Source organism: Modicisalibacter luteus DSM 23508 (genome assembly GCF_000378505.1).
Lineage (GTDB): Bacteria > Pseudomonadota > Gammaproteobacteria > Pseudomonadales > Halomonadaceae > Modicisalibacter > Modicisalibacter luteus.
In genome coordinates, this window is record NZ_KB899991.1 from 16,284 (window position 1) to 37,218 (window position 20,935).

At 58.2% G+C, this 20,935-nt stretch carries 19 protein-coding genes; 15 read left to right on the forward strand and 4 right to left on the reverse strand.

Annotated features, from left to right (window positions below):
* Positions 1–26: 26 nt before the first annotated feature.
* Both F568_RS22200 and cyoE read left to right on the forward strand, forming a co-directional pair.
* Complete coding sequence (locus tag F568_RS22200) at positions 27–1,091, forward strand: COX15/CtaA family protein (RefSeq protein ID WP_019017561.1); 1,065 nt, start codon at positions 27–29, stop codon at positions 1,089–1,091.
* Positions 1,084–1,995, forward strand: a complete 912-nt coding sequence (gene cyoE / locus F568_RS0104750) for a heme o synthase (RefSeq protein ID WP_019017562.1) — start codon at positions 1,084–1,086, stop codon at positions 1,993–1,995. The genes F568_RS22200 and cyoE overlap by 8 nt, the downstream gene beginning before the upstream one ends.
* 63 nt (positions 1,996–2,058) lie before the next feature.
* Here cyoE and F568_RS0104755 read toward each other — a convergent pair whose 3' ends face one another.
* The gene (locus F568_RS0104755) at positions 2,059–3,519 is read right to left on the reverse strand and encodes an SLC13 family permease (protein ID WP_019017563.1); all 1,461 of its coding nucleotides are present in this window, start codon (positions 3,517–3,519) and stop codon (positions 2,059–2,061) included.
* A 202-nt stretch (positions 3,520–3,721) separates the two neighbouring features.
* Here F568_RS0104755 and F568_RS0104760 point away from each other — a divergent pair, with 202 nt between their 5' ends.
* From F568_RS0104760 to ihfA, 10 genes are all read left to right on the forward strand, one after another.
* A complete protein-coding gene (locus F568_RS0104760) occupies positions 3,722–4,189 on the forward strand; it encodes a DUF2489 domain-containing protein (RefSeq protein WP_019017564.1) in 468 nt (155 codons plus the stop codon).
* Positions 4,190–4,207: 18 nt separating this feature from the next.
* Positions 4,208–5,347 (forward strand): amidohydrolase, encoded by a 1,140-nt coding sequence (locus tag F568_RS0104765; RefSeq protein ID WP_019017565.1) that lies wholly within the window; start codon positions 4,208–4,210, stop codon positions 5,345–5,347.
* A gap of 282 nt (positions 5,348–5,629) precedes the next feature.
* On the forward strand, positions 5,630–6,520 hold the full coding sequence (locus tag F568_RS0104770) for an OmpA family protein (protein ID WP_019017566.1): 891 nt from the start codon (positions 5,630–5,632) through the stop codon (positions 6,518–6,520).
* A gap of 312 nt (positions 6,521–6,832) precedes the next feature.
* Positions 6,833–8,731 carry a threonine--tRNA ligase gene (thrS, locus tag F568_RS0104775; RefSeq protein WP_019017567.1) on the forward strand — a complete coding sequence of 633 codons (1,899 nt, stop codon included), beginning with the start codon at positions 6,833–6,835 and terminating at the stop codon, positions 8,729–8,731.
* The gene (infC, locus tag F568_RS0104780; RefSeq protein WP_083932972.1) at positions 8,715–9,302 is read left to right on the forward strand and encodes a translation initiation factor IF-3; all 588 of its coding nucleotides are present in this window, start codon (positions 8,715–8,717) and stop codon (positions 9,300–9,302) included. Before thrS ends, infC begins: the two co-directional genes overlap by 17 nt.
* A gap of 93 nt (positions 9,303–9,395) precedes the next feature.
* Positions 9,396–9,590, forward strand: a complete 195-nt coding sequence (rpmI, locus tag F568_RS0104785; RefSeq protein ID WP_019017569.1) for a 50S ribosomal protein L35 — start codon at positions 9,396–9,398, stop codon at positions 9,588–9,590.
* A gap of 35 nt (positions 9,591–9,625) precedes the next feature.
* Positions 9,626–9,979 carry a 50S ribosomal protein L20 gene (gene rplT / locus F568_RS0104790; RefSeq protein WP_019017570.1) on the forward strand — a complete coding sequence of 118 codons (354 nt, stop codon included), beginning with the start codon at positions 9,626–9,628 and terminating at the stop codon, positions 9,977–9,979.
* Between the two features lie 129 nt (positions 9,980–10,108).
* On the forward strand, positions 10,109–11,128 hold the full coding sequence (gene pheS / locus F568_RS0104795; protein ID WP_019017571.1) for a phenylalanine--tRNA ligase subunit alpha: 1,020 nt from the start codon (positions 10,109–10,111) through the stop codon (positions 11,126–11,128).
* Between the two features lie 26 nt (positions 11,129–11,154).
* Complete coding sequence (gene pheT, locus F568_RS0104800) at positions 11,155–13,539, forward strand: phenylalanine--tRNA ligase subunit beta (protein WP_019017572.1); 2,385 nt, start codon at positions 11,155–11,157, stop codon at positions 13,537–13,539.
* 27 nt (positions 13,540–13,566) lie between these two features.
* Entirely contained in the window at positions 13,567–13,887 is a 321-nt protein-coding gene (gene ihfA, locus F568_RS0104805; protein WP_019017573.1) for an integration host factor subunit alpha, read from the forward strand.
* A 78-nt stretch (positions 13,888–13,965) separates the two neighbouring features.
* On the opposite strand, the gene F568_RS0104810 is transcribed toward ihfA, so the two are convergent.
* Positions 13,966–14,172, reverse strand: a complete 207-nt coding sequence (locus F568_RS0104810; RefSeq protein WP_019017574.1) for a DUF2788 domain-containing protein — start codon at positions 14,170–14,172, stop codon at positions 13,966–13,968.
* Between the two features lie 142 nt (positions 14,173–14,314).
* Between F568_RS0104810 and F568_RS0104815 the strand changes: the two genes are divergently transcribed.
* A complete protein-coding gene (locus F568_RS0104815; RefSeq protein ID WP_026300335.1) occupies positions 14,315–14,779 on the forward strand; it encodes a flavodoxin in 465 nt (154 codons plus the stop codon).
* A 12-nt stretch (positions 14,780–14,791) separates the two neighbouring features.
* Positions 14,792–15,166 carry a hypothetical protein gene (locus F568_RS0104820; RefSeq protein WP_019017576.1) on the forward strand — a complete coding sequence of 125 codons (375 nt, stop codon included), beginning with the start codon at positions 14,792–14,794 and terminating at the stop codon, positions 15,164–15,166.
* 86 nt (positions 15,167–15,252) lie between these two features.
* On the opposite strand, the gene ppnN is transcribed toward F568_RS0104820, so the two are convergent.
* Entirely contained in the window at positions 15,253–16,614 is a 1,362-nt protein-coding gene (gene ppnN / locus F568_RS0104825; RefSeq protein WP_019017577.1) for a nucleotide 5'-monophosphate nucleosidase PpnN, read from the reverse strand.
* Positions 16,615–16,932: 318 nt separating this feature from the next.
* Between ppnN and F568_RS0104830 the strand changes: the two genes are divergently transcribed.
* Positions 16,933–17,850, forward strand: coding sequence for a LysR family transcriptional regulator (locus F568_RS0104830; RefSeq protein WP_019017578.1), 918 nt, complete (start codon positions 16,933–16,935; stop codon positions 17,848–17,850).
* A gap of 113 nt (positions 17,851–17,963) precedes the next feature.
* Here F568_RS0104830 and gcvP read toward each other — a convergent pair whose 3' ends face one another.
* Positions 17,964–20,858: an aminomethyl-transferring glycine dehydrogenase gene (gcvP, locus tag F568_RS0104835; RefSeq protein WP_019017579.1), complete on the reverse strand. Its 2,895-nt coding sequence runs from the start codon at positions 20,856–20,858 to the stop codon at positions 17,964–17,966.
* Between the last annotated feature and the right edge of the window lie 77 nt (positions 20,859–20,935).

A 20,935-nucleotide genomic window follows, 5' to 3' on the forward strand; every position in this document is an offset into this window, starting at 1 on the left:
AAGACGGCTGAAGAGGAGCGACAGCAATGGAAGCTGTGCAAACCAGAATGCGTCTGGCCAAGGCCTTGAGTCTGTTGGGTGTGGTCGTGGCTTTCGGGGTGATCATGATGGGCGCCTGGACACGATTGGAGGACGCCGGCCTGGGGTGCCCTGACTGGCCGGGCTGTTATGGTCATATGCTAGTTCCCGACAGCGCCACGGCGTTGGCTCGCTTTCCCCACGCTCCCCTCGATGCCGGCAAGGCCTGGTTCGAAATGGTTCATCGTTATCTAGCTGGTGGTCTTGGCCTGTTGGTCCTTGGGCTGGCCTGGCTTGCCTGGAGACTACGCCATGTGCCTGGTTATCCCGTGCGCATCAGTCTGGTATTGCTGGTGTTGATCATACTGCAAGGAGCGTTCGGTGCGTTTACGGTGACGCTACGTCTCTGGCCTCAAGTCGTCACCCTGCATCTTATTGGCGGCATGAGCATTATGCTGCTGTTTCTGTGGCTGCACTTGCGGCAGCGTCAGATCGTCTCTCAGCCATGGTGGTCAGCCAGGTTGGCCCGCTTGTCCTGGCCGGGCGGATTGTGGTTGTTTGCGATCGCGATACTGGCAGGGCAGTTGATGCTGGGTGGCTGGACATCAAGCAATTATGCCGGTATCGCCTGCCAAGGCGTTCCCTCGTGCAACGGCCTATGGTGGCCTTCGATGGATTGGGGCGAAGGCTTTCATTTGACCCAGTCGATTGGCCCGAGTTACTTGCATGGCAAGCTGCACGCAGAAGCCCGCACGGCTATTCATATGGCACACCGCCTTGGGGCGGTACTGCTGGGGATCTCGTTGCTAATGCTGATGTGGCGTTACCGACACGATGCTACTTTGCGGCCGTTTGTTGGGCTAGTGATAGGGGCATACGCTCTTCAGGCCGGGTTGGGAATCGCCAATGTGCTGTTCTGGTTGCCGTTGGGGTTGGCACTGGCGCATACCGCGGGTGCGGCGTTGCTGGTGCTGGCAATGACAGCTGCAGTATGGCGAGCAGCTAGCCGGCCCCGTAGTCTATTGACACGCCCTCCCGGAATCGAACCGGAAAAGGAATGGGTCAATGCGTGATTCGCTGGCAGTCGTATCCCAAGCCGCGTTACCGGCCTGGCAGTGGCGGGACCTGATAGAAATCGGCAAGCCGCGCGTTGTAGTGGTCATGCTGGTATGTGCACTCGTCGGGATGGCATTGTCGGTGCCTGGAATACCACCGAGCGGTGCCGTGATCTACGGACTGCTGGGGATTGGGCTGGCTGCTTCCGGCGCGGCGGCCTTCAATCATGTATTGGACCGGCGGCTCGATGCGCTGATGCTGAGGACCGCGCGGCGCCCAGTGGCGTCGCGGCGACTGCCGACGGCGCTGGCCCTGGGATGGGCCTCGCTGCTTTCGGTGACTGGTGTCGGCCTGTTGGCCTGGCAGGTAAATGCGCTGACCGCCTGGCTAACCCTGGCATCGCTTATTGGCTATGCGCTCGTCTATACCGCGTTTCTCAAACGTGCAACACCCCAGAATATCACTATTGGCGGGCTGGCTGGGGCTGCGCCGCCGTTGCTGGGCTGGACGGCAGTTACCGGCAGTATAGAGCCCGAGGCCTTGTTGCTGGTACTGATCGTCTTTGCCTGGACACCGCCTCACTTCTGGGCCTTGGCTATTCATAAGCGTGAGGAGTATTCGCGCGCCAACATACCGATGCTTCCGGTAACGCATGGCGATGCCTTCACTCGTCTGCAGGTTTGGCTTTATGGGTGGCTGACCGTGGCAGTCACGTTGTTACCGTTTGCCACCGGGATGACGGGTGCTGTCTATCTGGTTGGCATTGCGGCGCTCAACGTGCGCTTCATGCAATGGAACTGGCGTGTCTGGCGAGCAAAGGATGACAAGGCGCCATTCGCGGCATTCTGGTTCTCGATTCGCTATATCCTGGGTGTTTTTGCGCTATTGTTACTTGATCACTATGCCGTGTTGCTAGGCTGATTTTCCGCTAATAAGAGACAAAAAAAGCCGCCATTGCGGCGGCTTTTCTAAGCGAGTTACGGTTTACCAAAAGGCGGCGACCAGCAGATATACCAGCAGGGTAACTACCACGGTGCCGGCCAGGTTGAGGAAAAAGCCGGCACGGATCATCGATTGGATCTTCATATGCCCCGTTGCGAAAACGATGGCATTGGGTGGGGTTGCCACAGGCATCATGAAGGCGCAGCTTGCGGCGATGGCAGCCGGTACGGTGATCAACAGGGGGGAAACATCCAGTGATAGGGCCAGTGCACCCAGCAGAGGCAGGAACGCTGCGGCCGTTGCTGTATTGGAGGTCACCTCGGTCAGGAATATGATAACCAGCACCACGATGCCGATCAGCATGATCAGCGGCAAAGCGCCGAACACGGCCAACTGATTCGCAATCCATTCAGCCAGTCCCGAACTCTTGATCGATCCGGCCAGGGCCAAGCCGCCACCGAACAGCAGCAGAACACCCCAGGGCAACGCCTTGGCGCGTTCCCAGTCGAGCAGACGTACTCCCTTCTCATTGCCGCTGGGGATCAAAAACAGCGCAATGCCCGCAGCGATGGCGATACTCGTGTCGTTGAGCCAGGCGATTCCGGCATCATTGAGTAAGGGACGGAAGACCCAGGCCAGCGCTGCCAGCAGGAATACGGCGCCGACCCGGCGCTCCGCTGCCGTGATGGTACCCAGCGCTTTTAGCTCGTTCTCCACCAGGGTGGCGCTGTCTTCGTTGCTACCCAACGAGAAGCCTCCGCGGGTCAACCACCACCAGGCAATGACCATCATGATAAGGCTGACAGGCACCCCCACCATCATCCATTGAGCAAAACCGATATCGATTCCCCGGTCCTCGGCCAGGTAGCCGGCCAGCAGGGCATTGGGAGGCGTGCCGATCAGGGTGGCGATACCACCAATGCTCGCTGCATAGGCGATGGCCAGCAGCAGGGCCGTGGCGTAGCGGTTCAATTCTTTCGGGTCGTTATTTTCCAGCAGGGAAATAACCGACATCCCGATGGGCAGCATCATGATACTGGTGGCGGTATTCGATACCCACATGCTGAGAAAGCCGGTGGCGATCATGAAGCCGCCAATCTGGCGGCGTGGCTGATGGCCCACCAACTGCAGCACTTTCAGCGCAATCCGGCGATGCAAGTTCCAGCGTTGCATGCCAATGCCAATCAGGAAGCCGCCGAGAAACAGAAAGATAATCGGGTTGGCATAGTTCGAGGCGGTGGACGAAAGCTCCCCGATGCCTAGTGCGGGTACTAACACCAGAGGAAGTAACGAGGCCACTGGAATCGGGATGGCCTCCGTAGCCCACCAGGTTGCCATCAACAAGGCCAGGCCGACACAGGCCCAGCCCGGTTCGGACATGCCCGCTGGGGCCGGAAGTACCAAGGTTAATACGAGCCAGGCCGGGCCTAGCCACAAGCCGATGCGGGCCGCCGTAGAAGGACGCGTATCCTGGTCGTTGGGTGCGTTGCTCGGGTTTTCCATGCCTTAACTCCCTTGAGCGAGATATAAAAATGACGCGGATCCTACCACACCGTAGTTCAACTGAAAGTAAGGGAAGTTAAGGGAAGCAAGGCTTGATACCCTTGACCATGGCTGGCTGATACGAGAAACCAGGCGTGTTCTTATTGGGCCACCGAAGTCGGCCACGTATACTGCGGCCAATCCATCGACTGATGAGGAAGGCATGAACGAAACAGCGGCCTGGCTACTGCTAGGCGTCGGCGGAATTGCAGTCATCGCTCTGGGTAGCTATGCCACGGTGCTGTGGCGCGAGGTCAAGCGTCGCGAGGCGTTAAAGAATGACGAGATCCGACGGGCCAACGATAACTGTCTGCAAAGCCTCGAACTGATCGCGACAGCCATGCTCAATGAGCAGGTCGATCCGATCGAGGGCAGCCTGCGCTGTAAGGTGCTGCTTGAGATCATCGAGCCGGCACTGGTCGCACGTTCCTCCTTTCAGGTATTTGCCGAAGTGCATCAGCGTACCTCCCACCTGCATACGCATTCGGCGCGCCGTGAGTTGTCGCCACGTGAGCGAATGCGCGAAGACCGTGAGCGTCTCGCGGTAGAAGATGAACTGCGCGACAGTATTCTCGAAGCAGCGCATGCCGTGCTGGATTTCAAGCAGCGCTGGCCGTCCAGCCTGAACTAGCATTACCGGGGGCTTCTGATGTCTATGCTTGATAACTCCCTTATAGAACTGCGCCATCGCTTGCATGCCATGCCGGAGCTTTCCGGCCAGGAAGTGGCAACGGCTGAGTGTGTCGCGGGATGGCTGGAAGAGGCTGGCGCCGATGAGGTGATACGCAATTTGGGTGGGCACGGTGTAGCCGGGGTATTTCGTGGAAATGCTCCTGGCCCACGCGTTTTACTGCGCGCCGAGCTCGATGCCTTGCCTATCGAAGAGCAAGGGGACAGGGAATGGCGCTCCACACGCGAGCATGTCGCACACAGCTGCGGGCATGATGGTCATATGGCGGTACTGCTGGGTGTGGCACAACGTTTGGCTTACGAGCGCCCTGCCAGCGGAGAGGTCGTACTGCTTTTCCAGCCAGCAGAGGAGACGGGCGACGGTGCCCGTCGCATTGTTGCCTCCGAGGATTTCGGGCGGATTCGCCCGGACCATGCTTACGCTTTTCATAACCTTCCCGGGCGACCTCTGGGTGAGGTGTCGGTATGTTCCGGCGCGTTTACGTGTGCGTCGCGAGGCATGATCATTCGCCTTAATGGCTTATGTTCTCACGCCGCTCACCCCGAGTTGGGGCGTAATCCCGCCATGGCCATGTGCCGTATTCTCCAAGGTCTGAAGCGCCTTCCTCTTCAAATGCCCGACGATCATGGTCTGGTCATGGTGACTCTTATTCATGCGCGCCTCGGCGAAGTTGCGTTTGGCACCTCTCCCGGCCAGGCGGAGGTGATGGCGACCCTACGTACCGCAAGTGACGACATGATGCGCGCCCTCGCCGAAGCGGCCGTGGCGCTGGCTCGCACGGAAGCCGATGAAGAACAGCTAGGTATCGAGATCGACTGGTGCGATACGTTTACTGCCACAACCAATGCGGAAGAGGCAGTACAGGCTATCGAAAAGGTGGCTGCGAAGCAGGGCGCATCCGTATCGCGTATGGAGGCGCCGCATCGTTGGTCTGAGGATTTCGGAGCCCTGAGTGCCACCGCCAATGGAGCGATGTTTACGTTAGGTGCAGGCGAAGAATGCTATCCCCTGCATCATCCCGGCTATGATTTTCCAGATCCTTTGCTCGAGAAGGGAGTGGGAATTTTTCTTGGGCTTGTTCATCACCATCTTGCATAATGCCATCGGTTTCTTCAGCCTTGTACGAGGCCGTTACAGGTGACGAAATGACTAGTTATTATCCTGTCATGCCTGATTAGGGCTGCTAGGATAGGAAGGACCGTGCATCGTTGGTGCTCTATACAACGATAACGGGAAGGCATGGCTTGTCCGGTGACTGCCGGGTGCTTTCTTTTTGGGGGATGGATGAGCTGTGATGCTCATTCCTGATGGGGGCCGTTTATGGTCCTGCTGAGTAACTATACGTTACAACTAGCGCTGTGTGTAAAGAAGGAGTCTTACATGAAAAAATCAACCACTGGCTTGTTGCTGGGTTCTGCTCTGGTTGTCGGCCTGTCGGGCTGCGCCAACTCCGGGGCCCAGTCCACCTCATCCTACGGAAGCGAGCAGGATGCTTGGTATCAGTCGCCATTTGTGTGCGGCCTGGCCGGCGGCCTGATCGGGGGTGGTATTGGTTACGCCACCAGCAGCGATTCAGACGAGGACGATGGCGCAGCGCTGGGTAGTGTTGCCGGTGCTACCGCAGGCGCATTGATGTGTGCGGATTTCTCCTCCCAGATCGGTGACAGCGATGGCGATGGTGTGCCCGACGACCGTGACGAGTGTCCGAACACGCCGGCCGGTGTCGCCGTTGACGCTAGTGGCTGTCCGCTCGATAGCGACGGCGATGGCGTGCCCGACTACATGGACGAGTGCCCCGGAACGCCGGCTGGTGTCGAAGTCAACGCATCCGGCTGCCCGCTGGATTCCGATGGTGACGGCGTGCCGGACTACATGGACCAGTGCCCGAACACTCCGGCTGGCGCCCAGGTCAACGCGTTGGGCTGTGAAGCCGACGTGGTCCTGCAGGACGTTAACTTCGAGTTCGATTCTGCCCAGTTGACTCCTGGGGCCGAGCGTATCCTCGACGGTGTCGCACAGAAACTGAGCGGCAACGAGAATGTCCGCGTCCGTCTGGAAGGGCATACCGATTCAGTCGGGTCCGACTCGTACAACAAGGACCTGTCCCAGCGTCGTGCCAACTCCGTCAAGGAGTACCTGACTTCTCAGGGAATTTCTGCCAACCGCATGCAGGCCATCGGTTACGGTGAAGAGCAGCCGATCGCTACCAACGAGACTGATGCTGGCCGTGCCCAGAACCGTCGCGTTGAACTTGGCGAGTGGCAGCAGTAAGCGATCATTACGCTTCGCTTTCGCAATCGGGTATAATCCTGTAGTGAAAGGAGAGGGTGCCAATCGGCACCCTCTTTGTTTTGTATAGGCGCCCAACTCTTGCAGCAACAGTTGCTGTGGACGGAAGGTAACGAGGGCTGCTAATGTTGCCGCTCTTCGATGTCCGCCATCGGGCACCGTCTCACGACACATGTCCGGAACATGGATGCTGCGTGATGGCCCGGTAGGACCCGAAACACCCGTACCAATTCATGACTCCTGCGATACGTGGTCCCTGGTATGGATCACCACTACGCCTTAAGGAAGCCCTCAATGCCCATCGTTACCCTGCCTGACGGTAGTCAAAGAACGTTCGAAGACCCCATCAGCATCATGCAGCTAGCCGAGTCCATCGGTCCCGGCTTGGCCAAGGCCTGTGTCGGCGGCAAGATCAATGGCGTGGCGGTTGATGCTGCCGACATGATCGAAGAGGATGCTGAGGTGGCTATCCTTACCGCCCAGGATCCCGAAGGCCTCGAGATCATTCGGCATTCTTGCGCTCATCTGATCGGCCATGCCGTCAAGCAGCTTTATCCCGATGCCAAGATGGCCATCGGTCCCGTCATTGAAGACGGTTTCTATTACGACATCGATTTCGGTCGTTCGGTGACACCCGAAGACCTTGAAACGATCGAGCAGCGTATGAAGCAGCTGATCGATACAGGTTATGACGTGGTCCGTGAATATGCCGACCGTGACAAGGCCATGCTCACGTTCCTGCACCGGGACGAGCCCTACAAGCAGGAAATCGTTCGCGAGATACCGGAAGGCGATACGATCCGCCTGTATCATCATGAAGAATATACGGACATGTGCCGCGGCCCGCACGTGCCCAATACACGCCATCTCAAGGCCTTCAAGCTGACCAAGCTGGCTGGGGCATACTGGCGTGGTGATGCCAGCAAACCCATGTTGACTCGTATCTACGGGACGGCCTGGCCCGACAAGAAGCAGCTGAACGCCTACCTCAAGCGTCTCGAAGAGGCTGAAAAGCGGGATCACCGCAAGCTGGCCAAGCGCATGGATCTCTTCCATCTACAGGAAGAGGCGCCAGGTATGGTTTTCTGGCACCCCAATGGCTGGACGATCTATCAGGCTCTTGAGCAATACATGCGTCGTGTACAGCGCGAACATGGTTATCAGGAGATCAAGACGCCACAGGTCATTGACCTATCGCTGTGGAAGAAGTCTGGGCACTGGGGGCATTATTCCGAGCTCATGTTCACGACCGAGTCGGAGAAGCGTGAGTTTGCCGTCAAGCCGATGAATTGTCCTGGCCATGTGCAGGTTTTCAACCAGGGGCTCAAGAGCTATCGCGACCTGCCTTTGCGGCTGGCCGAGTTCGGCAGTTGCCACCGTAATGAGCCATCCGGCTCGTTGCACGGCCTGATGCGTGTCCGTGCTTTTACCCAGGACGACGCGCATATCTTCTGCACGGAAGGACAGATTCAGTCAGAAGCCGAGGCGTTCATCAAGCTGACGCTGCAGGTCTACAAGGATCTGGGCTTCGATGATGTCGAGCTCAAGCTCTCGACACGTCCCGACTCCTATGTTGGTGAAATCGAGAATTGGGAGCGTGCCGAGAAGGGGCTGGCCCAGGCGCTGGATGCCTCGGGGCTGGACTGGGAACTGCTGCCTGGCGAGGGGGCCTTCTATGGGCCCAAGATCGAATTTTCGCTGCGTGACTGCCTGAATCGTGTCTGGCAGTGCGGTACACTGCAGCTCGATTTCAACCTGCCCGGACGTTTGGGCGCCCAGTATGTCGATGAAGACGGCGCGCGCAAGACTCCGGTCATGCTGCATAGGGCGATTCTCGGCTCGTTCGAGCGTTTCCTGGGCATCCTGATCGAGCATTACGCTGGCGCGCTGCCGTTATGGTTGGCACCACAGCAAGCATCCATCCTGACGATTACCGATGCACAGCGTGATTATGCCCTTAATCTTGAGCGTCGCTTGCAGAAAAACGGTCTTCGCGTCAAGGCGGACTTGAGGAATGAGAAGATCGGCTTTAAAATCCGTGAGCATACGTTGCAAAAGGTCCCGTACCTACTGGTAGTCGGGGACAAGGAAATCGAGTCCGATTCAGTGGCCGTTCGTACCCGCAGCGGAGAAGACTTGGGCACGTTGAAGGTCGATGACCTGATTGCCCGTCTCGATGCCGAACGGGGCTAACGACAACGTCAACCAGAACGGAGACATAGCGATCAAGCGAAGCAACCCAAGAGGGCGGCCCCAAGAAAAGCGCCCCCCGATGAATGAGCGGATTACCGAGGATGAGGTTCGCCTTATCGACAGCGACGGCGAGCAGTTAGGCGTCGTACCGACGCGTGACGCGCTGGAGCGTGCCGAAGCGGCTGGCCTAGACCTGGTTCAGATTTCCAATGCCGATCCGATCGTCTGTAAGATCATGGATTACGGCAAATTCGTCTTCGAGCAGAAGAAGCAGAAAGCAGCTCAGAAGAAGAAGACCAAGCAGATCCAGGTCAAGGAAGTCAAATTCCGGCCTGGCACCGACGAGGGCGACTATCAGGTCAAGTTGCGTAACCTGATTCGTTTCCTTGAAGGTGGCGACAAGGGCAAGGTCACGCTGCGTTTCCGTGGTCGTGAGATGGCGCACCAGGAAATCGGCCGCAAGCTGATGGAGCGCATCGCCGCGGACCTCGAGGAACTGGCGAATGTCGAGTCCTTCCCGAAAATGGAAGGCCGTCAGATGATCATGATCCTCGCCCCGAAGAAGAAGTGATCCGGAGGCAGGTAAACGGATAGCCGTGATGCCTTTGTGTGTCATGGCCATCGGCCCCGGATTTTCTAAAGAAACCGAGCGGAGTTTTCACTCATGCCGAAAATCAAGAGCAATAGTGGCGCTGCCAAGCGCTTCAAGAAGACAGCTAACGGCTTCAAGCACAAGCAGTCTTTCCGTAGCCACATCCTGACCAAGAAATCCACCAAGCGTAAGCGTCAGCTGCGCGGCACCAAGCTGATTCACGATGCCGATAAGGCACTGATCCAGCGCATGCTGCCCAACCTGTAACCTTGGTAGAATCGTTTTAACGTCAGGAGAATGCTATGACTCGTGTCAAGCGTGGCGTCGTTGCACGTCGCCGTCACAAGAAGATTTTGAAGCAGGCCAAGGGCTACTACGGTGCTCGGTCGCGTGTATTCCGCGTTGCCAAGCAGGCGGTCATCAAGGCTGGCCAGTATGCCTATCGTGACCGCCGCCAGCGTAAGCGTCAGTTCCGTGCCCTGTGGATCGCCCGTATCAATGCGGCGGCCCGTCAGAACGGCCTGTCTTATAGCCGCTTCATTGCCGGCCTCAAGCAGGCTGGTATCGAGATCGACCGTAAAGTGCTGGCCGATCTCGCCGTTCACGAAAAGGCCACCTTTGCCGCTATCGTCGAGAAGGCCAAGGCTGCCCAGTAAATGATGGCAGCGATACCGTTGCGGTATCGCGAACCATTGTGAACGTCGCAGGGGAAGAGCAGCCGCTCTTCCCCTGTTTTTTTGGGGCGCTGAATGGCGCTCCGCGATCAAAGTTTCGGAGCAGAACGGATGGAGCATCTTCCCAATCTGGTAGCCGAGGCGCGTGCAGCCATCGCGGCGGCGGACGGTGTGGCATCGCTTGATGAGGTCAGGGTTCGGTACCTCGGCAAGAAGGGTGAGATAACCGCCTTGCTCAAGGGGCTGGGAAAGTTGGCTCCCGAAGAACGCCCCCAGGCAGGCGAGCGTATCAACCAAGCCAAGCAACAGCTCAGTAGCGAGTTGGAATCGCGTAAGCATGAGCTCGAGCAGGAGGCGCTGCAGGCGCGCCTGGCTGCGGAGCGCCTGGATGTAACCTTGCCGGGGCGCGGGCAGGTCAATGGTGGGCTGCATCCCGTCACGCGGACATTGGAGCGCATCGAAGGGTTGTTCACCCGTATCGGCTATGACGTGGCGGTCGGTCCTGAGATCGAGGACGACTATCATAATTTCGAGGCGCTTAACATTCCCGCCCACCACCCGGCGCGCGGCATGGCGGATACTTTCTACTTCGATGCTACGCGGCTGTTGCGTACGCATACGTCGCCGGTTCAGGTGCGGACCATGAAAAGCCAGGAGCCGCCGATTCGCATCGTCTGTCCGGGGCGAGTCTACCGAAGCGACTCCGACTTGACCCATACCCCGATGTTCCATCAGATCGAAGGGCTGCTGGTCGATGAAGACGTCAGCTTCGCTGATCTCAAGGGAACCATTGAAGACTTTCTCAAGGCCTTCTTCGAACGCGACGAGCTGTCGGTACGTTTCCGTCCGTCCTACTTCCCATTCACCGAGCCGTCCGCCGAAGTCGATATTCAGTGCGTGATGTGCAACGGCGAGGGCTGCCGAGTCTGCTCTCACAGCGGCTGGCTCGAGGTCATGGGCTGCGGCATGGTGCATCCGGAAGTGTTCCGGCACTCTGGGATCGATGCCGAGCGCTACAAGGGGTTCGCATTTGGCATGGGGGCCGAGCGACTCGCGATGCTGCGTTATGGCGTGAACGATCTACGCTTGTTCTTCGAAAACGATCTGCGCTTTTTGCGCCAGTTCGCCTGACCGCTTCAAGGAGATAGTAAAGCAAGATGAAATTTTCCGAACAGTGGTTGCGTGAATGGGTATCCCCCGAGCTGACCACCCAGGCGCTTGCCGATCAGATCACCATGGCGGGCCTAGAGGTGGACGCTGTCGAGCCAGTGGCATCGGCATTCAGGGGCGTGGTCGTTGCCGAGGTGGTCGATAAAACGCCGCACCCGGACGCTGACAAGCTTAATGTGTGCCGCGTGGACGACGGCTCCGGTGAAGAGGTTCAGGTGGTATGTGGCGCGGCCAACGTGGCCGTGGGTCAGAAAGTGCCGTTTGCCCGTGTCGGGGCGGTATTGCCCGGCGACTTCAAGATCAAGAAGGCGAAGCTTCGGGGCGTAGAGTCCCGGGGAATGATCTGTTCGGCTTCCGAGCTTGGGCTCGAGGAGGAGACTTCTGCCGGCATTCTCGAGCTGCCGCTCGAGGCGCCGGCGGGCAAGGATTTCCGGGAGTGGATGAACCTCGATGACCATACGATCGAAGTCGACCTGACGCCCAACCGTGGGGACTGCCTGAGCCTCAAAGGGATGGCTCGCGAAGTCGGTGTCTTGAACCGCCTGCCATTGTCACCCCCAGAGGCAGTGGAACATGCATCCGTGCATGATGATGTATTCCCCGTCCATATAGAGTCGCCTGAGCGTTGCCCCCGCTATGTGGGTAGGGTGGTCAGAAATGTCGATGTCTCAGCGCCGACACCGCTATGGATGGTCGAGCGGTTGCGCCGCAGTGGTGTGCGTTCCATCGATCCAGTCGTCGACATTACCAACTATGTAATGCTGGAGCTGGGGCAGCCGATGCATGCCTTTGACCTGGCCAATCTGAGCGAAGGTATCGTGGTACGTCCCGCCCATGAAGGTGAGACGCTGGTCCTGCTAGATGGCCAAAGCATCGCGCTGCGCGAAGATACGCTGATTATTGCCGACCGCGACAAGCCACTGGCGATCGCCGGTGTGATGGGCGGTGAGCATTCCGGGGTTGGTCCCAGCACACGGGATGTGTTTCTCGAGTCGGCCTTTTTCACGCCATTGGCCGTGGCCGGCCTGGCACGCTCCTATGGCCTGCACACTGATGCTTCACATCGTTTCGAACGCGGGGTCGATCCTGCGTTGACTCGGCAGGCCGTCGAGCGAGCTACGACGCTGCTTCTCGAGATTACTGGTGGAGAGCCAGGGCCGCTGAGCGAAACTGCCAGCCCCGATTACCTTCCAGTCGAACGTCAGGTCCAGTTGCGTGCCGCACGTATCGAACAATGTCTCAACCTGGCGCTGCCGGGTGAAGAGGTTGTCGAGATTCTCGAGCGCCTGGGTATGCGTGTCGTCGTCGATGGCGAAGGGAGTTGGTTGGTGACGGTCCCGAGCTGGCGTTTCGATGTAGCTATCGAAGAGGATCTGATCGAGGAACTGGCGCGTATCCATGGATATAACCGACTACCGGTACGTCGGCCGTCGGCCAGGCTTGGATTGCGGGCTGACGGTGAAAGTCTTCAGCCATTGGCGCGGCTGCGTCGCCAGATGGTGGCTCGCGGTTATCAAGAAGCGATTAGCTATAGCTTTGTGGCGCCGGACCTTCAGGCGTTGCTGGCCCCCGATTCAGTTGCGCCACAACTAGCCAATCCGATTTCCAGCGATATGTCTGTCATGCGTGCCAGTCTCTTCCCCGGTCTGGTCAAGGCGCTGATGCACAACCTCAACCGCCAGCAGCAACGGGTGCGTCTGTTCGAAACGGGGCTGGTCTTCCGTGGCGAACTCGATGCCCTAGAGCAGATTCCCATGCTGGGCGGGCTGCTGTGCGGCACGCGCGATCCTGAGGGATGGTCCGCTCGTCGGGAGAGTGTCGATTTCTTCGATCTCAAGGGCGACCTGGAAAGCCTGCTCGCGGTCGGTGGTGACCTGTCGGCCTGGCGATTCGAGCCATCCGAGCATCCGGCGTTGCACCCCGGGCAGACGGCACGAATTTATCGTCATGAGGTACCTGCTGGCTGGATTGGCGCGTTGCATCCGGCCGTACGCGCCGAATTGGGGCTGCGTGCCGACGCCTTCTTGTTCGAGGTCAGACTCGATGCCCTGACTCAAGGCCGCTTGCCTGCATTCACGCCATTGTCGCGTTATCCCGAAGTGCGTCGTGATTTGGCGCTGGTTGTCGAGGAGGGCGTGTCCGTACAGGCGTTGCTGGATACATTGCGTGAAAAGTCCGGCGAGTGGCTGACTGACCTGAGGTTGTTCGACGTTTATCAGGGGGCTGGTGTGGAGAAAGGTCGTAAGAGTGTCGCCTTGGGCTTGACCTGGCAGCATCCTTCACGCACGCTCAATGATGATGAAATCAATCAGTTAGTCGATGGCATCATCGCTGAGTCCGGGCAGCGCTTCGGTGCGGAGCTGCGGGGCTGAATCGATATCCTGTACGAAGGAGTGACCATGGGTGCGTTGACCAAGGCGGAACTGGCCGAACATCTTCATGCGGAGCTTGGTTTCTCCAAGCGAGAAGCCAAGAACATGGTTGAGGCGTTCTTCGAGGAGATACGTGGCTGCCTGCGCGAGAACGAGCAGGTCAAGCTATCGGGGTTCGGCAATTTCGATTTGCGTGACAAGCGCGAGCGGCCTGGGCGCAATCCCAAGACCGGGGAAGAAATTCCCATTTCGGCGCGCCGCGTGGTGACGTTCCGTCCGGGCCAAAAGCTCAAGGCCCGGGTGGAGCAATTCGACGGAGAGATCAGCGCCGCTGAGGTGCATTCCTAGTCATCATCAGGCTAGTCAGTCCCTGCTCCAGCCACGCCATGATTCATGGCGTGGCTTTTTCGTTTGTGGCCTGTCTGCTCAGAGCCCGCCACTCTCCATCATCTCGGTAATGACCGTCTTGATGATGAAGCCGAGCATGCCAGTCCCCAGGACGATGAACAGCATGATGGTGCCAAACTTGCCGGCTTTGGACTTACGTGCCAGCTCCAAGATGATAAAGCACATGAACAGGATCAGTCCGCCGATCAGGATCGGTGTGGCCCATGCCTCGAATGCGCTCTCCATTTTCCCCTCCGTACGCTGAGACGGCCAGTATAGCCAGCATGACTCGCTCGCGCATGGCGAAGGCATCAACCCAGGTCGAAGCGTGGGCGCATCATGGATTCCGTGCTAATATCCGGGCAAATTTCTCAAGCAATGGCTTTCAATGTCCACGCTAAAGATCTTTGTCGGCACTATGTATGGCGGTGCCCTGGACGTCGCCGAACAGGTCAAGCCGCTGTTCGAGGAGGCAGGGTACGCTGTCAGCATCTATGAACAACCTACCTTGGACGATCTGCTCGAGCCACCGACCGACTTGGCACTTTTCTGCGTCTCGACAACGGGTAGTGGCGATTACCCTGGCAATTTCGTCCCGCTTGCTCGCGAAATCGACGAGCGCCATCCCGCACTGACCGAGCTGCGCTATGGTCTGATCGCGTTGGGCGATAGCTCCTACGGAGAGACCTTCTGTGGAGCGGGACGCTCCCTCGATAGTTTGCTGGAAGGACACGGGGCACAGCGCCTTGGCGAGCGGCTGGAAATCGATGCCATGGAGACGTTCATGGCGGATGACGCTGCGATCCCCTGGGTGGAAGCCTGGATTGAGGAGCTGGGCTTGCGTGCAGGCTGACGGAGTCGATTCATGACGACAACCATGACCCCCGAGCGGCTCAGTACGTTAATCGGCGTGCTGGCGGCGATTGCCGCCACGCTGCCGCGCTATGTGTATGGTGCAGTCGACCAAGGACGTTTGCTGCTTATCCTGATGGCCTTTGCTGTGGTTGCTGTCGTTGCTGGCATCGCTTGGCGCATGCTGGCTCAGCCGGCTCGGCAACGCCTGCCAGGTTTGTTGGGAAGACTGGTAATCAATCTGGTGCTGGGTTGCCTATTAGTAGTCATCTGGCAGTGGTTCGAGCGTGGCGTGGTAGCGCCGTTGTTGTTGCTGTCGCATGGGACGACGTTCGGCCTATTGATTCACGCAGTAACCGTAGGCTGGCGGCGTCGCAGTGCCACCTGATGCAGCGTGAGAGATGGTGTGAAGTCAGACAGAACAAGGCCCGGCATTGCCGGGCCTTGTTCTTGTTAGGTAAGTAGCGAGTTGAATCAGCCCAAGGTATAGCAGGGTACGTATTCACTCCCCGGTAGCTTCATACGGCCCTGAGCGACGAACGAACTCAACAGTTCATCGAGACGTGACATGAGTTCGGGCTCGGCATGCAGACGAAATGGGCCGTGAGCCTCAATGGCACGGATGCCGGGTTCCTTGACGTTGCCGGCCACGATACCTGAAAACGCACGCCGCAGGTTAGCGGCTAGCTCGTGGACGGGCTGGTCGTGGTGCAGTGCCAGCGCAGCCATGGCATCGTGCGTAGGCTCGAAGGGTTGCTGGAAATCAGGCTGAACACTGAGTCGCCAGTTATAGTAGAACGCGTCGTCATGAGCGCGGCGGAACTCGGTGACTTCATCGATCCCTTCGCGCATGGCGCGTGCAACGCCGACCGGGTCGTCAATCATGATGCGGTAGCGCTTGCGGGCCTGATCTCCAAGCGTATAGGCGAGAAATTCATCTATACGCTCGAAGTAATTGGCAGCACTGCGTGGCCCGGTGAGAATGACCGGAAAGGGCATCTTGGCGTTGTCCGGGTGCAACAGGATCCCAAGTAGATAGAGAATCTCTTCGGCAGTGCCTACCCCGCCGGGGAATACGATAATGCCATGGCCGACACGCACGAATGCCTCGAGACGCTTCTCGATATCCGGCATGATCACCAGCTCGTTGACGATCGGGTTGGGCGATTCGGCAGCGATGATGCCGGGTTCCGAAATGCCGAGGTAGCGCCCCTGCTTGCGGCGCTGTTTGGCATGCGCCACGTTGGCTCCTTTCATCGGGCCTTTCATGGCACCGGGGCCGCAACCCGTGCAGATGTCCAGTTCGCGCAGGCCTAGGTGGTAGCCCACGTCCTTGGTGTAATCGTACTCCTCACGAGATATCGAGTGACCGCCCCAGCAGACGACAAGACTGGGCTCGCTTGAAGCCTTTAACGTGCCAGCGTTACGCAGGATATGGAATACGGCGTTGCTGGTGTCTTCGCTGCTTGATAGGTCGAAGCGTGGGTGTTGCTGAATTTCGTTGTAGACATAGACGATGTCACGCAGTACGGCCGAAAGGTGCTCGCGTATCCCGCGGATCATCCTCCCGTCGACGAAGGCCTCGGCAGGTGCATTGCTCAGCTTGAGCCGTATGCCCCGGTCCTGTTGGAGGACCTCGATGTCGAAGTCGTGGTACGTCTCCATCAGGGCGAGACTGTCATCGGTCGACGTGTCGCAATTAAGTACTGCCAAGGCACAGCGACGCAGCAGGTCGTGGAGACCGCTGGAGGACGTATCGCGCAGGCGATTCACTTCATGCTGGGAAAGTACCTCGAGGCTACCCTCGGGGGAGATTGTCGTGGAAATCTTTTGCATTCGGGCTTCCTTGTTTACCGTCAGGCGGCACTGCAGCTTCGTGGCCAACTACGTAACTGCAGGCGTCGGCATCACGGGCAGCAGGGCGGGCATGGACGGGTGTTCCTATATGCGTTTCTACAATACTAGCGATGCTAACATGCCCGGAGTAGAACTCGCAGCGCTGCGCGTAACAGGATTGTCTGATACCATTTATGCTGTGACATCAGCCGTTTCGCGTAATGACGCGGCGCTTCCGTGTCGTTCGCTCGCCTCCGTCGTGTTGGCATCCGGTCGATTTCCGTCATCTGCATCATCTGTGAGTGGACTCGACGATTCATGTTCAATGCCCAGTATTTCCGCACTTTCATTACGTTGGTGGAGACGGGAAGTTTCACGCATACGGCGCGTCGTCTCGATATGACGCAGCCTGGCGTCAGTCAGCACATCCGCAAACTAGAGCAGTATCTCGACAAGCCCTTGCTCAATCGCCAAGGTCGGCGATTCATGCTCACCGAAACTGGGCGCCGTGCCTACGATTACGCCGTGAAGCTGTTCGCAGAGCATGAGCATTTCCGCCATTCATTGGATGACGACTCCCTGCATGCTGGCGATTGCCGCATCGCATCGCCGGGGAGTGTAGGCTTGATGTTTTATCCTTTTATTCTCGGCTACCAGCAAATGCATCCTGGCCTGACGGTCAGCTATAGCTTCGCGTTCAACCAGGATATCGTGAAGGATGTGCTGGCCGGGCGATACGATCTGGGCATCGTGACAGAGATGCCTAATCAACCTGACCTTGAGTTTGATCCCTGGCATCAAGAACCGCTTTGCCTGGTGGTTCCTGCCGACTTTGCCGGAACTACCCTAAACGATCTGATGGCGTTGGGATTCATGAACTATTCCGATGGGATCAACCATGCCAGCCAGTTGCTGCGCGCCAACTTCCCCACTGAATTCCGTAGCATGAACCAGTTTCCCAAGCAGGGGTTCACCAACGAAGTGGCTATGGTGCTCGATGCGGTGGCTCGCGGCCTGGGTTTCACTGTAATTTCCCGGCTGGTACTGGAAACCTCGCCCTGGCAGCGCCAAGTCAAGGAGTTGGCATTGCCGCACCACGTCTATGAAACCCTTTTTATCGTGACTCGTACGCGCTCCGAGATGCCAAGACGCTATACCCAATTGCTCGAGGACTTCCGAGACCAACGGCGAAACATGCTTTATGGTCTGTCCGAAGAGCCCGATTTCGACGCATAGTTGGTTAACCGTCGAGGTTTATGTGACGGTGGGCAGCGGTAAAGATATCCAAAAAGACAGCCCCCGCAGATGAAGCGCTGCGGGGGCTGTTCTGTTCATATCAATGAGTAAAATCAGTCACGATAAGCGTCGATGGTTGGGCAGGAGCAGATCAATTGCCTGTCGCCGTGCACGTTGTCGACGCGATTGACTGCCGGCCAGAACTTGGCTGCCTTGGTGGCCTCGGATGGGAAAGCAGCGATTTCGCGACCATAGGGGCGTTGCCAACTGTCATCCATGAGATCCGCCATGGTATGTGGCGCATTCACAAGCGGATTATCCTCGGCAGGCCACTCGCCGCTCTCGACACGGGCGATTTCCTCGCGAATGGCAATCATGGCATCGCAGAAACGGTCGATTTCATAACGGGACTCGGATTCGGTCGGTTCGATCATCAGAGTGCCCGGCACCGGGAAAGACATTGTCGGCGCATGGAAACCATAGTCCATCAGTCGCTTGGCGATGTCCTCCTCGCTGATGCCGGAGGTGGCCTTGAGCGGTCGAATGTCGACGATGCATTCATGAGCCACCGTGCCGTTAATTCCCTTGTAAAGCACCGGGTAATGCTGTTCAAGCCGCTTGGCGATGTAGTTGGCGTTGAGAATCGCCAATTCTGTCGCTTCCCGCAGTCCCTTGGCGCCCATCATTTTGATGTAGGCCCAGGAGATTGGCAGGATCGAAGCGCTACCGAAAGCGGCGGCAGACACTGCACCACAATCCTCACGAACCCCAGGGATCGGCGTGACGATATGGTTGGAGACGAAAGGCGCCAGGTGAGACTTGACGCCAATGGGACCCATGCCGGGGCCGCCACCGCCGTGGGGAATGCAGAATGTCTTGTGCAGGTTAAGGTGTGATACGTCGCCACCAAAATCACCTGGGCGGCAGAGGCCGACCTGGGCGTTCATATTGGCGCCATCGATGTACACCTGTCCGCCATGCTGATGAACGATGTCACAGGCTTCGCGGATCTCTTCCTCGAATACGCCATGCGTGGAAGGATAGGTCAGCATGATGGCCGATAAAGCCTCGCTATGCTGCTCGGCCTTGCTGCGCAGGTCATCGAGATCGATGTTGCCATTTCTGTCGCATTCGACGACCACAACTTTCATCTGCGCCATGGCCGCCGACGCCGGGTTGGTACCGTGTGCCGAACTGGGAATCAGACAGATATCGCGATGTCCCTGGCCTTCGGCGGCCTGGTAGCGGCGGATGGCCACAAGGCCGGCATATTCACCCTGAGCGCCTGAGTTGGGCTGCATGGAAATATGGTCATACCCAGTTATCTCGACCAGGAACGCGGCCAGTTCATCGATCATCTGCTTGTAGCCGACGACCTGATCTCCGGGCACAAAAGGATGCAGGCTGGAGAATTCAGGCCAGGTGATCGGCATCATCTCGCTGGTTGCATTGAGCTTCATTGTGCATGAGCCCAGCGGGATCATGGCGTGCGTCAGCGACAGGTCGCGGTTTTCGAGACGCTTGAGGTAGCGCAGCATCTCGGTTTCGCTGCGATAACGCGTGAAGTTGGGGTGTGTCAGGTAATCGCTTTCACGCTGGCAGGCTTCGGGAATGCCGGTAAGCCCTTTGGTGACGACCTCTTCGTCGAGACTGGATACTGAGAGTTCATGTTCTTCGCCCAGCAGCACATCGAAGAGTGTGGCGACATCGGCAGCGGTCGTCGTCTCGTCGAGACTGATGCCGATTCGTCCGTCTTCATGCCAGCGCAGGTTGACTTCGTGGGTCAGCGCACGGCCGTGGATCTTGCCTGCATCGGCTCCTGCCACGGTTAGCGTATCGAACCAGCTGTCGTGGGCCAAGGTTAGCCCCTTGCGCTTCAAACCTTCCGCTAAGATGGTCGTGAGTCGGTGGACGCGCGAGGCGATGGTACGTAGTCCTTCAGCCCCGTGGTACACGGCGTAGAAAGCGGCGATGTTGGCCAGTAGGGCTTGTGCCGTACAAATGTTCGAGGTGGCCTTCTCGCGACGGATATGCTGTTCGCGCGTCTGCATCGCCATGCGCAGAGCAGTGTTGCCGCGACTGTCCTTGGACACACCGATAATACGCCCTGGGATTGAGCGCTTGTGTTTATCTGTGGTGGCAAAAAAGGCGGCATGAGGCCCGCCGTAACCCATAGGGACGCCGAATCGCTGAGAATTGCCCAATACCACGTCCGCACCAAGTGCGCCGGGCTCTTTGATGAGTGCCAGGCTCAGGAGGTCGGAGGCGACACATGTCATTACCTGGCGTTCTCGAGCTGCGCTGAGCAATGGCGCTAGATCATGTATACCGCCCGTTTCGCCGGGATATTGAAGTAGCGCGCCGAAGACGTCGTGCTCGGCAAGACGGTGGGGCTTATCGACCACCAGCTCGAAGCCGTAGTAAGCCGCACGTGTACGCAGCACATCATAGGTCTGCGGTAGGACGTCATCAGCGACGAAAAACTTGTCGGTCTTGGCTTTCTTGTTGGCGCGACGACACAGGGCCATGGCTTCGGCGGCAGCGGTCGCCTCGTCAAGCAGGGAGGCGTTGGCCAGATCCATTCCGGTGAGGTCCATGACCATCTGCTGGAAATTGAGCAGGCCTTCCAGGCGCCCTTGGGCGATTTCCGGTTGATATGGGGTATAAGCTGTATACCAGCCAGGATTCTCGAGCACGTTACGGGCGATGACCGCCGGGGTGTGGGTGTTGTAGTAACCTTGCCCTATATAGGTCTTGAATACCTTGTTCTGACGAGCCAGACGCTTTAGGTAATCAAGGGCTTCAGCTTCGCTACGTGGCGCCTCGAGCAGAAGTTCACGTCCCAACCGAATACCGCGTGGAATCGTTTTCTCAATCAGCGTTTCCATGCTGTCGATACCGAGCGCCCCCAGCATGTGGGCGGCGTCCGCGCTGTCCGGTCCATTATGGCGATGAACGAAGGCATCGTGGCTGGCCAACTCGGCCAGGCGGCGTTTTTCTACAGCCATGGGTCACCTGTGTGGTGGGGGCGGTCAGGCCCATAACGGAAAGTGAAATGCCCGGCGAAAGGCGTCGCTTGAGATGG